The following is a 14752-nucleotide window of genomic DNA, read 5'->3' as shown; positions in this document are numbered from 1 at the left end:
TTCTGGGGTATCCGGAATCAGTGGGCACAAGGCACAAAGGCAAGTCGTCCCTATAAAACGAATGCAGACCGGAAAAATTAGCGTTTGGGAATTTGTATCAGGAAGAGCATCCCGACATGCAACAGAGCGCCCACAGTGTGGCGAGGGGATTTATCCCCGCTGGGCTGCGAAGCAGCCCCAAAATCTGGCAACTCGGTATGTCAGGTTAATTGAGGTTGTTTTTTTGAGGGGCTGCTGCGCAGCCCAACGGGGATAAATCCCCTCACCACAAAAGCAGGTTATTTGTGCATCAGTGGATCAGGCGCTGATGGCCAACCCATGCCGCCGATGATGCACGCTCAACTGATCCTTGATCAGCCGCAACACCTTGGCCTCGTGCTCATGAATGAAGAAGTGCCCACCGGCCAGCATGTCCACCGAAAAGCTGCCCGTGGTTTCCCGGCGCCAGCCAATCAGTTGCTCCGTGGTGGCCTTGTCGGCGGCGCCACCGAGCACATGCACCGGGCAGTTGAGCGGCGGTCGGATTCGCGGCTGGAAACGTCCGCACAGCAGGAAGTCGGCTCGCAGGACCGGCAAGGTCAGGGCCATCAGCTCTTCGTTGGCCAATATTTCCTCGCTGGTACCGTTGAGGGTGCGCAGTTGCTCGATCAGTTCAGCGTCGGTTTTCGGTTCGGCGAAACCGCGGTCGTAGTCGGCCCGCATCGTCGGTGCCGCGGTGCCGGACGCAAACAGCGCCACCGGTTCCGGGCAGCCGAGCTCACGCAGGGCATGGCCGATCTCGCAGGCCAGCAGCGCGCCCAGGCTGTGACCGAACAAGGCGTAAGGGGCCTGGAGCGTCGCGGACAGCTCCCGCGCCAGTTGCATCGCCAACGGGCCCATGTCGGTGTGCAGCGGCTCGTCGAAGCGCGCCCCGCGCCCCGGCAGTTCCACCGGTTGCACATGCAGCCACTGCGGCAATGTGCGCCGCCAACGGCTGTACACCATCGCGCTGGCGCCGGAATAAGGCAGGCACAGCAGGGTCAGTTGGGTCACTGCGGTTTTCTCCGATCGGTCGTGTAGGAAGGATAACGAAATCGTAACCTACAGAATTAGTCAAAACCGTTACGTTCGCTACATCGTCTTCGCCCGACCTTATACTGGCGGCACCTCGACTCACTGCGCCGCACAGGAGAACGCCATGGGCTGGTCCGCCAAGCAATACGTCACCTTCGAACAGGAACGCACCCGTCCGTCCCGGGACCTGCTCGCCGCCATTCCCCCCACACAGGCCCGTTCGGTGATCGACCTGGGGTGTGGCCCGGGCAATTCCACCGAACTGTTGGTGGAACATTTCAGCGGCGCCACGGTGCGCGGCCTGGACAGTTCCAGCGACATGGTCGAGGCCGCACGCAAACGCCTGCCCGCCGTGGCGTTCGACACCGCCGACATCAGCCAATGGGATGAACCCGGGCCGTTCGACGTGATCTTCGCCAACGCCGTGCTGCAATGGCTGCCCGACCACGCCACCCTGCTGCCCTCGCTGGTGGGCAAACTCGCCCCCGGTGGCAGCCTGGCGATCCAGATGCCCGACACCCTGCACCAGCCCTCCCACCGCCTGATGCGGGAAATCGCCGCCAACGGCCCGTGGGCCAGTCAACTGGCCGGGGCGGCTGATTCACGGACCGAGGTAGAGGACGCCAGCACCTATTACGCGATTCTCAAGCCCCACTGCAGCCGCGTCGATGTGTGGCGCACCACCTACCATCACCCCTTGGCCGGTGGCGCCGCAGGCGTGGTGGAGTGGTTCAAGGGCAGCGGCTTGCGCCCGTTTCTCGAACCGCTGGATGAGGCGCAACGCGAGCAGTATCTGGCGCAGTACCTCAAGGCGATCGAACAGGCTTATCCCGCCCTGGACGATGGCACCGTGCTGCTGCCATTTCCCCGGGTGTTCATGGTCGCGACGCGCTAGGGCGACGGTCGATGACGCAGCGATGGGGGCTAAATTTCTGCTCCAGGCCCTCGTTACCTGCTAAGACCAAAAACCCGCAAGAGTGACCGCCGTGGACCTGCAAACCATCCTGGGCAAGCTGTTCGCCAATGCCGGCGCCGTTGGTATCGAAGGCGTCTTCCAATTCGTGTTCGGCCCGCACCAGGTGTACTGGTCCGAGGTCAAGGCCAGCAGTCGCACCCAGGCGGGCCGCCACAGCAGCCCCGACGTCACCATCGAGGTGGCGGAAAAGGACTTCCTCGGGATCATGGCCGGCATGGCCAATGTCGAGGAACTGTTCGCCAGCGGGCGCCTGAAGATCGGCGGAAACATGGGCCTGGCGACGTTGCTGCCGCAGATCATCGACCATGCCCGGCATGGCGGTGGCGTGGTGGAAAAGGTCGACATGAACAAGCGCTACCCCACCCCGTCGCGCTTCAGCGAAAAACTCACCGCCAGCCTGCCCATTCAACGCAGCGTCGAGCGTCGTCCTCGCAGCGAGCTGTCGGTGCAGGAGTTTCAAGCACGCTATCTGCCCCATGGCATTCCGGTGGTCATCAGCGATGCCCTGCAGGACTGGCCGTTGTTCAAGCTCAGCCGCGAACAATCCCTGGTGCACTTTGCCGAACTGCAAGGCATCACCCGCCACGGCGACTACGTGAAAAAGACCTTCTCTACCGAACGGGACTTCCGCTCCACGTCCATGGCCGACTTCATCGCCTCCCTGGACAGCCCGGCGACCAAGGGCGCCGACGGCGAACCACCGGCCTACATGGGCAACAACATCCTGCCGGCGCAATTGATGGAGCAGATCCAATACCCGCCCTATTTCGACCCGTCGCTGTTCATCCCACCGCGCATCTGGATCGGCCCCAAGGGCACCCTGACGCCGCTGCACCGCGACGACACCGACAACCTGTTCGCCCAGGTCTGGGGCCAGAAAACCTTCACCCTCGCCGCGCCTCACCACCGCGAGGCCCTGGGCACCTGGTCCACGGCGCCCCAAGGTGGGCTGGACGGCTGCGATTTCAACCCGGACGCGCCGGACTACCAACGCTTCCCCCACGCTCGCGACGTGACCTTCCTGCGCGTGACATTGGAGGCTGGGGATTTGCTGTTTTTGCCGGAAGGCTGGTTCCATCAGGTGGAGTCGGTGTCCACGTCGTTGTCGGTGAATTTCTGGGTGAATTCGGGGCGGGGTTGGTAGCGGTCAAACACTACTTGTGTGAACACAGACCTGTGGCGAGGGAGCTTGCTCCCGCTGGGCTGCGCAGCAGGCCCTCCAAAGGTAATCTCAATCTACCTGAATGATCGAGGTGTCAGATTTTGGGGCTGCTTCGCAGCCCAGCGGGAGCAAGCTCCCTCGCCACAGGTTTAGCGTCCGTACGTGGCTGAAGTGTGAAGATCGCTTCACCCAAGTGAACTCCAACCACCTCACACCAGTCAGCAGGTAAAGCCCTCCACTCAAGGTGCTAAGCCCATGCAGATATCCCTCGCCCGACAGGTTGCCCTAGTCACCGGTGCCAGCTCCGGCATTGGCGCAGGCGCGGCCAGGGCCTTGGCAGACGCGGGTGCCGCGGTGGTACTCAACTACCACTCCAGCGAAGGCCCGGCGCAAGACCTGGCACGTGAAATCAACGCCAACGGCGGCCGCGCCATCGCCGTCGGGGCCGATGTGTCGAAAGAGCCGGACGTCGAGCGGCTGTTCGCCCAGACCCTCGAAGCGTTTGGCGCGCTGGATATCCTGGTCGCCAACTCCGGCCTGCAAAAAGACGCCGCCACCGTCGACATGCGCCTGGAAGACTGGAACACCGTGATCGGCACCAACCTCACCGGCCAGTTCCTCTGCGCTCGCGCCGCCCTGCGGATTTTCACCCGCCAGGGCATTCGCCAGGGCGTGTCCCGGGCCGCCGGCAAGATCATCCACATGAGCTCGGTGCACCAGCGCATTCCCTGGGCGGGCCACGCCAATTACGCCGCGTCCAAGGGCGGGGTCGATCTGCTGATGCAGAGCCTGGCCCAGGAAACCAGCCACCAACGCATCCGCATCAACAGCATCGCCCCCGGCGCCATCCGCACGGCCATCAACCAGGACGCCACCGAGGGCGAGCAGGAACAGAAACTGCTGGAGCTGATTCCTTACGGTCGCGTCGGCGATGTGGAGGACGTCGCCAACGCGGTGGTCTGGCTGGCCTCGGACTTGTCCGATTATGTGGTGGGCACCACGCTGTTCATCGATGGCGGGATGAGCCTTTATCCGGGGTTTCGCGGCAATGGCTGATCATGACGAACCGCAAAGCCCCATCGAGAACCACGGCATCATCGGCGACATGCGCAGCGCCGCACTGGTCAATGACCAAGGCAGCATAGATTTTTTCTGCTGGCCGGAATTCGACAGCCCATCGATCTTCTGTGCGCTGCTGGATACGCCCGAAGCGGGCATTTTCCAATTGGCCCCGGACCTGCCGAATGCCCGCCGCCAGCAGATCTACCTGCCCGACACCAACGTGCTGCAAACCCGCTGGCTGAGCGACGGCGCCGTGGTGGAAGTCACCGACCTGCTGCCCATCGGCGACAGCGAGGATGATTTACCGGTGCTGATGCGCAAAGTGCACATGACCGTCGGCAGCGCGACGTTTCGCATGCACTGCGCCGTACGGCATGACTACGCCCGGGCCGCCACCACTGCGCGCCAGGACGCTGCCCACATCTGTTTCGAGGCGCCGGGGCAACCGAGCCTGCGCTTATGCTCCGACCAGCCCATGACGCTGGACGGCAATGCGGCGGTGGCCGAGTTCACCTTGGCGCAGGGCCAGAGCGCCGAATTCCTGCTGGGTGGCATCGACGACCCGCGCCTTCAGGACGATGTCAGCGCGATTTGCCTGGAACGCACTCTGGCGTTCTGGCGCGGCTGGATCGGCCAGTCCACCTACCGCGGACGCTGGCGGGAAGTGGTCAACCGCTCGGCCCTGGCGCTGAAGCTGCTGACCTCGCGCAAACACGGCGCCATCCTCGCCGCCGCCACCTTCGGCCTGCCAGAAACCCGCGGCGGCGAACGCAACTGGGATTATCGCTACACCTGGATCCGCGACTCTTCCTTTACCGTCTATGCGTTCATGCGCCTGGGCTTCGTCGAAGAAGCCAACGCCTACATGCGCTGGCTGCGCGGCCGGGTCAGTGACTGCTGTGATCAACCGACCAAACTCAATATTCTCTACGGTCTGGACGGCAGGCTGGAACTGCCGGAAACCGAGCTGCCGCACCTGAGCGGCTTTGGCAACGCCCGACCGGTGCGCATCGGCAACCTGGCCTACAAACAGGTGCAGTTGGACATTTTCGGCGAGCTGATGGACGCGGTGTACCTGGTCAACAAATACGGCGAAGCGATCTCCCATCAAGGCTGGAAACACACCGTCGACGTGGTCGATCAAGTGTGCAAGGTCTGGCAGGACAAGGATGTGGGTATCTGGGAAATGCGCGGCGACAAACAGCATTTCCTGCATTCGCGGCTGATGTGCTGGGTCGCGGTGGATCGCGCCATCCGTCTGGCCGAAAAACGCTCCCTGCCCGCCCCATTCGCCCGCTGGGACGAAACGCGCCAGGCCATCTACCAGGACATCTGGACGAACTTCTGGAACGACGAACACCAGCACTTCATCCAGCGCCTGGGCAGCACCGCCCTGGACGGCTCGATGCTGTTGATGCCGCTGGTGCGGTTCGTCAGCGCCCGCGACCCGCGCTGGCTCTCGACACTCGATGCCATCGAAAAAAACCTGGTGCGCGACGGCATGGTCTATCGCTACCGCAACGACGACAGCCCCATCGACGGCCTCAGCGGCATCGAAGGCTCATTCGCGGCCTGCTCGTTCTGGTACGTCGAATGCCTGGCCCGCGCCGGCCGCGTGGAAAAAGCCCAGCTGGAATTCGAACAACTGCTGCGCTACGCCAACCCGCTGGGGCTGTACGCTGAAGAATTCGACAGCCACGGCTACCACTTGGGCAACACGCCCCAAGCCCTGACCCACCTGGCACTGATCAGCGCGGCGAGCTTCCTGGATCGCAAATTGAGTGGGGAGAAGACTCATTGGCAGCCGTGAACTGAGTAGCCCTTCAGACTGGGCACAGTCCCTGTGGCGAGGGAGCTTGCTCCCGCTCGACTGCGCAGCAGGCGCAAAATCTTCCAGCCTCCAAAGAATCAGCGTCTGGTATGGGGGTCGCTTCGCAACCCAGCGGGAGCAAGCTCCCTCGCCACAGGGAAAGCGGTGCGCTGGCTATCGCGTTGAGTCGGCCAATTCGATGTCATCCAAAGCTCGATTGGCCAGCAACTTGGCCAGCTCGATCAACTGCTGAATACCCAACGCCACATGCCGCCGCGACCCTTCCAGCTCGAACGCCAGATCACTGACCATGGCATCGGCCGAGGCCAGGGTTTCGCTGAGGCTGGTCAGCACCGATTCGGTGTTTAGCCCGGGGACCACGGTGAAAACCTGGCCGTCCTGGGTATCGGGTTTGGTTGGGGTGGGAGACAGGTGAATGTTCAGCGCCCGGTCGGCGGCTTCGCGGAGTTTTTTTGTGTCGAGGGTGGTGTAGGCAGAAAGGTCTTCGGCGCGTGGAGGGTTGGGGGTGATTTTGACCATTGTGAAACTCCTGACTTGAAGTTGAGCTCACCCACCTCGTGACCAAACGAGGGTGGTGGGCTATACGCAGGTTGGTCAACCGGGAAGTCAGGCACCCGGCGCACTCGAAAGTGCCCCGCGCACAGCCCACCGCAAAGCATACCGACAAGCACACAAAAAAGCGCCGACATGCTGAGGTTGGCGCGTGTGCGCCTGACATTGGACGGGTGACCAAACCCGGTCGCTGATTTTGCAGCGACGAGCAAAGCCTATCCCCGCCCCTTCCGAACCGGCAACCGACACGACTCGTCAGAAAATTCCGGTTCACCTAATTTTTTGTAGGAACACCGCACCACTGTGGTGGGGAATTTATCTGTGGCGAGGGGATTTATCCCCGCTGGGCTGCGCAGCAGCCCTCAAAAGAACAACCTCAATTAACCTGACATACCGAGTTACCAGATTTTGGGGCTGCTTCGCAGCCCAGCGGGGATAAATCCCCTCGCCACAGAAGCAATCACCGCAATTCGCCCATTTATCGTTACGCGCCCTTTCGAGTTGCCAGCCCCGCCAACCCCTCCTAAGATCGATGCTCACGGGTGCAGCGGAGCTGCCCGATAAAAACCCGACTCAAGGACCTGACATGACCCATATCAAACGCCCCATCACCACCCCACCCCGAACAGGCCTGACCCGCGAAGACCTCTGGGAAGGCCAGGACCGGGGCTTGATCAAATGCTGGGAAATCGGCCGCGACCGCGCGATGAAGTTTCCCGAACTGGCGCAACGCTGCCTGGAGGGTGAGTTGCCGGTACTGGGCTGGAAAGGTGGCGTCAGCCGCAGCCTGAAGAAAAACGAAAAATTCGGCTGTCTCAAGTATCTCGCCCAATGGCAGGGCCTGCGCGGTGAAGACCTGGACATCGACTTGACCCAGGAGCGCACCCTGACCTGCTCCAGCACGAACATGATCGTGACGTTCACGCCGGATCGGGCCAAATACGTGAACCAGGAACCCGCCTGACCGCAACCGAGCAATGCCGGAGGCCAACATGAACCTCGATCCCAAGGTCAACTTCGCAGTGACGCCGCTGTTGCGCATCGCCTACGAAGAGCATGGTCCCGCCAGCGGCGAGCCAGTCATCCTGCTGCACGGTTTTCCTTACGACCCCAGGGCTTTCGATGAAATCGCACCCGCCTTGGCCGAGCGTGGATATTGGGTCATCGTGCCCTACCTGCGCGGCTACGGCCCGACCCGGTTCAACAACCCGGACATCATGCGTTCCGGCCAGCAAGCCGCGCTGGCCCAGGACCTGCTGGACCTGATGCACGCACTCTCCATCCCCCAGGCGGCGCTGTGCGGCTACGACTGGGGCGGTCGGGCGGCGTGTATCGTCGCGGCGCTGTGGCCCGAGCGCGTTCGCTGCCTGGTGACCGGCGACGGCTACAACCTGCAGGACATTCCACGTTCCACGCAGCCGCTGGACCCGGAAACCGAACATCGCCTGTGGTACCAGTACTATTTCCACACGGCGCGGGGTGTCGAGGGCCTGACCCAGAACCGACGTGAACTGTGTGAATTGCTCTGGCGCCTGTGGTCACCGACCTGGAAACGTGGCGCCGAACGGTATCCCCTCAGTGCTGCGTCGTTCGACAACCCGGACTTCGTCGACGTGGTGATCCACTCCTACCGTCATCGGTTCATGTACGCACCGGGCGACCCGACGCTGGAGTGGATGGAGGAACGGCTGGCGGCACAACCGGCCATCAGCGTGCCGAGCATTTCCCTGTGCGGTGCCGACGACGGCGTGGGGCCCGCGTCGGAACACGACGAAGACGTCGAACATTTCACGGGTTTCTATGAGCGCCGAGTGCTGCCCGGTGTTGGCCATAACATTCCCCAGGAAGCCCCCGAGGCCACGCTCAAGGCATTGCTGGATCTGCTTGAGGGCTGACGGCGAACCGCTCGCGATAGGCCTGGGGTGTCACGCCCATGGCCCGCAGGAAACTGCGACGCAGGGTTTCTTCGCTGCCGAAGCCACATTGCACCGCCACCCGCTTGATCGACACCGCCGTGTCGGCCAGCAGGCGGCGAGCGGTTTCCACGCGAATCAACTCCACCGCCCGCGCCGGGGTCTGGCCAGTGTCGGCGCGATAGTGCCGCACAAAGCTGCGTTCGCTCATACCGACCTCGGCGGCCAGGCTCGACAGGCCCAGGTCGCGGGTGAGGTTTTCGGCGATCCAGGCATGCAAGTCATCAAACCGACTGCCCTGCTTTTGCAGCGACAACGTCACGCTGAACTGCGATTGCCCACCGGGACGCTTGAGGAACACCACCAGGTGCCGGGCGACCTCCAGCGCCACCGCACGGCCCAGGTCCTCCTCCACCAGCGCCAGGGCCAGGTCGATGCCGGCCGTGACCCCGGCCGAGGTCCAGACCGGGCCGTCGTTGATGAAAATCGGGTTGGGTTCGACCCGCAATTGCGGATGTTGCTCGGCCAGTTGTTCGCAGCGGGTCCAGTGCGTCACCACGCGCCGTCCGTCCAACCAACCGCTGGCGGCCAACAGGAACGCCCCGGTGCACACCGACGCCACCCTTCGCGAACGCAGGCCGTGCTCCTTGACCCAGGCCACCAGCGCCGGATCCTTCGCCGCTTCGTACACGCCCCAGCCACCGGCGATCAACAGCGTGTCGCTGCCTTCACTCGGCAGCGGCTCGGCCATCAGCGCCAAGCCTGCCGAGGACATCACCGCGCCACCGCCCACGGCGATGACCGTCGGCGTGTACGGCAGCGGCAGGCCTTGCTGGCGAGCCAGGTCGTTGGCCGATGCGAAGACCTGCAAGGGCCCGGTGACATCCAGCACTTGCACGTTGGCGAAGGCCAGGACATGAACAGTTTTCGGTGGGTTGGGCATATTGGCGTGATTCGTGGGCTTATTGGCGTATACGCCAGAGCCTACGGATCTAAAGTCAAACCGTCCACCCCTCGGGCATCATCCAAAGGAGCACACGACATGACGCTGCAGATCGGTTTGCTGTTATTCCCCCAAGTCCAGCAGTTGGACCTGACCGGCCCTTATGACGTACTGGCCTCATTGCCAGACGTGAAGGTCCATCTGGTCTGGAAGGACCTGGCGCCGGTCACCGCCAGCACCGGGCTGGTGTTGCTGCCCACCACCACGTTCGAGGACTGCCCGAAGCTCGACGTGATCTGCGTTCCCGGCGGGACCGGCGTCGGGCCGCTGATGGAAGACGAACAGACACTGGCCTTCATCAAGCGGCAGGCCGCCGAGGCGAAATACATCACGTCCGTGTGCACCGGTTCGCTGGTGCTCGGTGCCGCGGGCCTGTTGCAAGGCAAGCGCGCCACCACCCATTGGGCCTATCACAGTCTGCTGCAAACCCTGGGCGCGACGCCGGTCAAGGAGCGCGTGGTCCGCGACGGCAACCTGCTCACCGGTGGCGGCATCACGGCCGGAATCGACTTCGCCTTGACCCTGGCGGCCGAACTGTTCGACCAGGACACCGCCGAGCTGGTCCAGCTGCAACTCGAGTACGCCCCTGCCCCGCCGTTCAACGCCGGCAGCCCGGACACCGCGCCGACGCGCGTGCTGGAAGAAGCGAACCGGCGTGCGGCCGAGTCGTTCCGGGTGCGCTCGCAAATCACCCAGCGTGCTGCGGCGCGCTTGGAACGGGCGTAACGATCAGTCCCGATGGAAATGAAATCCGTGGTGAGGGGGAGTTGTCCCCTCACCGCAAAGGTTATCGGTTCATCATCCCTCCTGGCGATACAACACCATCCCCGCGTGGTAGAGCACGCCTTCACGAAAATCCCCATCGGCGGTGAAACCGGTGTCGTCGTGGTATTCGATATGGTCATCCTGCAGCCAGTAGTCGCCCTGATATGCGCTCTCACGTGCACCTCGCGCTTCGTCATAGCGTCCGCCCGGCAGCAGCCTATGGCGAATCATGCCATCAGCCGTCACCCATAGGCCGACGAATTTATCCTGGTCTCCAAATGCCTTTCTCATGGGACATCTCCTCCTGTCGGTCAAGTCGGTCAGAATGGACTGGCGGTGGGCCGCACGATCAATTCGCTGACGTCCACATCCGCTGGTTGTTCGATGGCGTAGGCAATCGCCCGGGCGATGGCTTCGGCCGGAATGGCGATCCTGCGGAACTCGCGCATTTCGGCACGTCCACCTTCATCGGAAATGCTCTCGGCCAGTTCCGATTCGGTCACACCGGGGGAAATTACCGTCACGCGCACATCCCCTCCGACTTCCTGGCGCAAGCCCTCGGAAATCGCCCGCACGGCAAACTTGGTGGCGCAATACACGGCGGCAGTCGGGCTGACCGCGTAGGCACCGATCGACGCGATGTTGATGAACTGCCCGCTGCGCTGGCGCTGCATCAGCGGCAGGCCGGCGGCGATGCCGTGGAGTACGCCACGGATGTTGACGTCGATCATGCGGTCCCACTCCTCGACTTTCAGCGCCTCGAGCTTGGAGAGCGGCATGACCCCGGCGTTATTGATGATCACATCGACCCTGCCGAAACGCTGGACAGCGAAGTCGATCAGGTTCTGGACATCGTCGCGGCGGGTCACGTCCACCGCTTTGCAGACAGCCTGCTGGCCGGCGGTTTCGAGTTCCTGCACCAGTGTTTGCAGACGATCGATGCGCCGGGCGCCAAGCACGACACGGGCACCGCGAGCCGCGAGCAACCGCGCCGCCGCTTCACCAATCCCGCTGCTGGCGCCGGTGATGACCACTACTTTGTTTTGAATGTCGGACATGATGGTTTCCTCGTCTGGATGTGATGGCCCCGGTGGGAGCGTTTTGACAGGTCCAGATTAGGGAACCGACCACGGCCTGGGTTAGCCGGATCCTCCTGCGCACTTGCACGATCCTGTAGCGATAGATCCGACTCTGGTCGACAGCCGCGCAATCGGCTTTACTAGCGCGGTCTATTCATTTTGGCCAGGGAGATTGATCGGCATGTCGGTATCCACGTCCATCCACATTGCGCCAGACGACGGCGTCAGCCAGCGCCGCGCCGAACTGGCGAGCCTGATGAAGCGCTTCGCCCCGGAGTTCGGCGTTCACCCTACGGCCATCGAGGCCTTGCACCTGATCCGTAGCGACCAGCCGACCGAAGCCCTGCACACCGTGCACAAGCCTGGTTTATGCGTGATTATCGAGGGGCGCAAGGAAGTGCGCCTGGCGGACGAATGCTACGTGTATGACCCGCTCAACTATCTGGTCGTCTCGGTGACCCTGCCACTGGCCGGCCAGGTGATTGAAGCCAGCCCCGAGCGCCCCTACCTGTGCATCCGCCTCGACATCGACCCGGCACAGATCTGCCGTTTGATTGCCGACGCCAGCCCTATCGGCGTGCCGGCCGAAAGAACCGGGCGCGGGCTGTTCCTGGATCGCATTGATGCGCCATTGCTCGACGCAGTGTTGCGCTTGCTGCGGCTGTTGGACAGCCCGGACGATATCGCCACCCTCGCGCCGTTGGCCCAACAGGAGATTTTCTACCGGCTGCTGCGTGGCGCCCAAGGCCAGCGCTTGCACGAAATCGCCATTCCCGACACCCAGACCCATCGCATCAGCCGTGCCATCGAATGGCTCAATACCCATTACGCCGAGCCGTTGAGCATCGACAGCCTGGCACAAATGATCAATCTCAGCCCTTCGGCGCTGCACCACCGCTTCAAAGCCGTGACCGCCATGAGTCCACTGCAATACCAGAAACAACTGCGCTTGCAGGAAGCCCGACGGTTACTGTTGGCGGAGAACAGCGACGTTTCGTCAATCGGCTACAAGATGGGGTATGAAAGCCCCTCGCAGTTCAGCCGTGAATACAGCCGTCTATTTGGCGCCTCCCCGAGCAAGGACATCGCTCGTTTGCGTGCCCAGGCGCTGCAAGCCAGTAGCGCCTGATCCTGCACACAAACAGGATCAGGCAAAACCAGGACAGTATCCATCTAACGCCCACCGCCGCCTCGCCCCTAATCTGAACCCATGCAGCAAGACAACCGTCGCCGCTGCAACGGGTTCAGCAGATCACGACATCTGAACGACCCGGCACTCAACCCTTGATATGACCGGAGTCTTTACCATGAAAACGTTCAACACCTTGATCGCCGTTACCACCTTCGCCCTGAGCGTCAGTGCGTTTGCCCTGCCGAGCCAGCAGCAAGACCGCTTCTTTACCCAGGCTAGCGATTACCAGCAGCCTGTGGCCGCTGATGGCGCGGATCGGACGCCTGGAGGGCAGACTCTCGCTGCCGATGGCGCGGATCGGACACCTGGGGGTCAGACCCTGGCTGCCGATGGCGCAGACCGGACGCCTGGGGGCCAGACCCTGGCTGCCGATGGTGCGGACCGGACGCCTGGGGGCCAGACCTTGGCTGCCGATGGTGCAGACCGGACGCCTGGGGGCCAGACCCTGGCTGCCGATGGCGCGGACCGGACGCCGGGAGGCCAGATCGTGGCTGCCGATGGTTCCGACCGCACCATGACCCGGCGCCTGGCATGATCAGACCACTTTTTCGCAGACGAAAAAAAACCCGCCTAGGCGGGTTTTTTGAGGACCAATTTGACTCCCTGTCCGGCATTCCATGCCTGGTCCAATCATCCATGACCCCGAGCACTCCCTGTACCCAGTGGATGAACATAGATTAGGCCCCTCGGTATCTTGGAAAAAGACGAGAAAGCAGCAACGATGTGTAAGCGTTTCGCTATAGGGCCTTCTCAGATTTTTGCGGGCGAAAAAAAACCCGCCGAAGCGGGTTTTTCCAAGACCATTACGACTCCCTGTCGATAGCTTTCCTTGCAAGGTCGATCGTCCCTGATCCTGAGCACTTCCTGTGCTTCAGTGGATGAGTCCAGATTACGCCTCGGATCCAAAACGAAATAGACGACATAGCTACCATCTCGTGTAAGACATTCGCTACACCGCCCCCTTCGAAAACCCTTAGCCCCTCAGCAGTCCCTCCTATCAAGACTTGCCCAGGAAGGCTTCAATATTGGCCATCTGCTCGTCCCAACCACGGCTGTCCATGCGAAAAGCCTTGAGCCGGCGAGCCTCGGGAATGTTGTTGAAACCCGACTCCACGACTTTGAGCAGGGTGCCGCCATCCATGTCTTCAAGTTCGAATTGCACCCGGGTTTCGGACTCTTGAGAGTAATCCACCTGCGGCTCGACAGCGTAAGGATGCCAGCGAAACGAGAACACCCGCTCGGGCTCCACCCGTTCCACCGCCACGTCCCAGATGAGATGCTCGTAACCTGGATAAGTGATTTGCCCCTGGGTACGCTCCCCTGCCACAAACCGTTTCCCCTCAAGGGCAACACCGAACCATTGGCCGAAAGCTTCGGCATTGGCCAGGGCACGCCATACCTGGGAGCGCGGGGCCTTGAGCAGGATCTTTCTTTCAATGCGGTCGGATGAATGCATGGGTCACCTCCTGTGTTTCAACAGTAGGCTTGTAAGACCACAACGCCAACCAGAAAGTTGTATCAGTATCGCCTTCTTTAAAACCGCAGGGAGCGATGTAAACTCACCCGGCGTTTTCAATCCCCTCAAGGAGAGACCAAACATGTCCCTGCGCTTGCTTCTGGCCCTGATGCCGCTGCTTTTCGTCACTGTTGCCCAGGCTGACAACTGCGCCGACGCCACCACTCAAGGCGAAATGAACCAATGCGCAGCCAAAGAAAACAAGGCCGCCGACAACGAGCTGAACAGCTTGTACAAGCTGATCACAGCACGCTTGAAGGACAACCCGCAGGCCAAACAGATGCTGGTCAAGGCGCAGCGTGCCTGGATAGGCTTCCGTGATGCCGAATGCAATTTCTCCGCCTCCGGAGTCGAGGGCGGTAGCGTCTACCCGCTGATCTACAGCAACTGCATCACCGCCCAGACTAAAGCCCGGATCGAGGCATTCAAGACCTATCTCAAGTGCAAGGAAGGGGATCTGAGCTGCCCAGTACCCGGGGCTTAAGGGCCGGATGCAAAAAAGGATGAACTCTACAGGTCATCCTTTTTTTGGCTAAAGCTTTTTGTTTCAGGCAAAAACAAAACCCCTACCTGCATCAGCAGATAGGGGTTTCGGAATTTAATCTTGACGATGACCTACTCTCACATGGGGAAACCCCACACTACCAT

16 protein-coding genes are annotated in these 14752 nt (G+C 62.0%); 10 read left to right on the top strand and 6 right to left on the bottom strand.

Annotated features, from left to right (window positions below):
• Window positions 1–297 precede the first annotated feature (297 nt).
• Window positions 298–1032, bottom strand: coding sequence for a thioesterase II family protein (locus BM300_RS13365; RefSeq protein WP_092225570.1), 735 nt, complete (start codon window positions 1030–1032; stop codon window positions 298–300).
• 145 nt (window positions 1033–1177) lie between these two features.
• Here BM300_RS13365 and tam point away from each other — a divergent pair, with 145 nt between their 5' ends.
• From tam to BM300_RS13345, 4 genes are all read left to right on the top strand, one after another.
• Entirely contained in the window at window positions 1178–1948 is a 771-nt protein-coding gene (gene tam / locus BM300_RS13360) for a trans-aconitate 2-methyltransferase (RefSeq protein ID WP_092412873.1), read from the top strand.
• A gap of 91 nt (window positions 1949–2039) precedes the next feature.
• Entirely contained in the window at window positions 2040–3173 is a 1134-nt protein-coding gene (locus BM300_RS13355; protein WP_092463105.1) for a cupin-like domain-containing protein, read from the top strand.
• Between the two features lie 273 nt (window positions 3174–3446).
• Window positions 3447–4247 (top strand): SDR family oxidoreductase, encoded by an 801-nt coding sequence (locus BM300_RS13350; protein ID WP_092463103.1) that lies wholly within the window; start codon window positions 3447–3449, stop codon window positions 4245–4247.
• Complete coding sequence (locus BM300_RS13345) at window positions 4240–6063, top strand: glycoside hydrolase family 15 protein (RefSeq protein ID WP_092463102.1); 1824 nt, start codon at window positions 4240–4242, stop codon at window positions 6061–6063. The genes BM300_RS13350 and BM300_RS13345 overlap by 8 nt, the downstream gene beginning before the upstream one ends.
• 174 nt (window positions 6064–6237) lie before the next feature.
• Here the strand turns inward: BM300_RS13345 and BM300_RS13340 are convergent, their stop codons facing one another.
• A complete protein-coding gene (locus BM300_RS13340; RefSeq protein ID WP_092150337.1) occupies window positions 6238–6603 on the bottom strand; it encodes a DUF6124 family protein in 366 nt (121 codons plus the stop codon).
• 619 nt (window positions 6604–7222) lie between these two features.
• Here BM300_RS13340 and BM300_RS13335 point away from each other — a divergent pair.
• Window positions 7223–7600: a hypothetical protein gene (locus BM300_RS13335; protein WP_063325030.1), complete on the top strand. Its 378-nt coding sequence runs from the start codon at window positions 7223–7225 to the stop codon at window positions 7598–7600.
• A gap of 28 nt (window positions 7601–7628) precedes the next feature.
• Window positions 7629–8531 carry an alpha/beta fold hydrolase gene (locus BM300_RS13330; RefSeq protein WP_092463175.1) on the top strand — a complete coding sequence of 301 codons (903 nt, stop codon included), beginning with the start codon at window positions 7629–7631 and terminating at the stop codon, window positions 8529–8531.
• Here the strand turns inward: BM300_RS13330 and BM300_RS13325 are convergent.
• On the bottom strand, window positions 8500–9492 hold the full coding sequence (locus tag BM300_RS13325; RefSeq protein WP_092463100.1) for a GlxA family transcriptional regulator: 993 nt from the start codon (window positions 9490–9492) through the stop codon (window positions 8500–8502). The genes BM300_RS13330 and BM300_RS13325 overlap by 32 nt on opposite strands.
• 99 nt (window positions 9493–9591) lie before the next feature.
• On the opposite strand from BM300_RS13325, the gene inhA reads away from it, so the two are divergent.
• Window positions 9592–10278, top strand: coding sequence for an isonitrile hydratase (gene inhA, locus BM300_RS13320; RefSeq protein WP_092463098.1), 687 nt, complete (start codon window positions 9592–9594; stop codon window positions 10276–10278).
• 72 nt (window positions 10279–10350) lie between these two features.
• Here the strand turns inward: inhA and BM300_RS13315 are convergent, their stop codons facing one another.
• Window positions 10351–10608: an Atu4866 domain-containing protein gene (locus BM300_RS13315; RefSeq protein WP_092150325.1), complete on the bottom strand. Its 258-nt coding sequence runs from the start codon at window positions 10606–10608 to the stop codon at window positions 10351–10353.
• 29 nt (window positions 10609–10637) lie between these two features.
• A complete protein-coding gene (locus tag BM300_RS13310; protein ID WP_092463096.1) occupies window positions 10638–11375 on the bottom strand; it encodes an SDR family oxidoreductase in 738 nt (245 codons plus the stop codon).
• 202 nt (window positions 11376–11577) lie between these two features.
• On the opposite strand from BM300_RS13310, the gene BM300_RS13305 reads away from it, so the two are divergent.
• On the top strand, window positions 11578–12525 hold the full coding sequence (locus BM300_RS13305) for an AraC family transcriptional regulator (RefSeq protein ID WP_092225558.1): 948 nt from the start codon (window positions 11578–11580) through the stop codon (window positions 12523–12525).
• Window positions 12526–12703: 178 nt separating this feature from the next.
• Complete coding sequence (locus tag BM300_RS13300) at window positions 12704–13123, top strand: hypothetical protein (protein ID WP_092463094.1); 420 nt, start codon at window positions 12704–12706, stop codon at window positions 13121–13123.
• Between the two features lie 462 nt (window positions 13124–13585).
• Here the strand turns inward: BM300_RS13300 and BM300_RS13295 are convergent, their stop codons facing one another.
• Window positions 13586–14044 (bottom strand): SRPBCC family protein, encoded by a 459-nt coding sequence (locus tag BM300_RS13295; protein WP_092150313.1) that lies wholly within the window; start codon window positions 14042–14044, stop codon window positions 13586–13588.
• A gap of 142 nt (window positions 14045–14186) precedes the next feature.
• On the opposite strand from BM300_RS13295, the gene BM300_RS13290 reads away from it, so the two are divergent.
• Window positions 14187–14588 carry a lysozyme inhibitor LprI family protein gene (locus tag BM300_RS13290; protein ID WP_092150310.1) on the top strand — a complete coding sequence of 134 codons (402 nt, stop codon included), beginning with the start codon at window positions 14187–14189 and terminating at the stop codon, window positions 14586–14588.
• The last annotated feature ends 164 nt before the right edge of the window (window positions 14589–14752 follow it).

It is taken from the genome of Pseudomonas sp. NFACC46-3 (assembly GCF_900114515.1).
Lineage (GTDB): Bacteria > Pseudomonadota > Gammaproteobacteria > Pseudomonadales > Pseudomonadaceae > Aquipseudomonas > Aquipseudomonas fluorescens_Q.
Note: the sequence above shows the minus strand (reverse complement) of the source record. Positions and strands in the feature narration are given on the sequence as shown.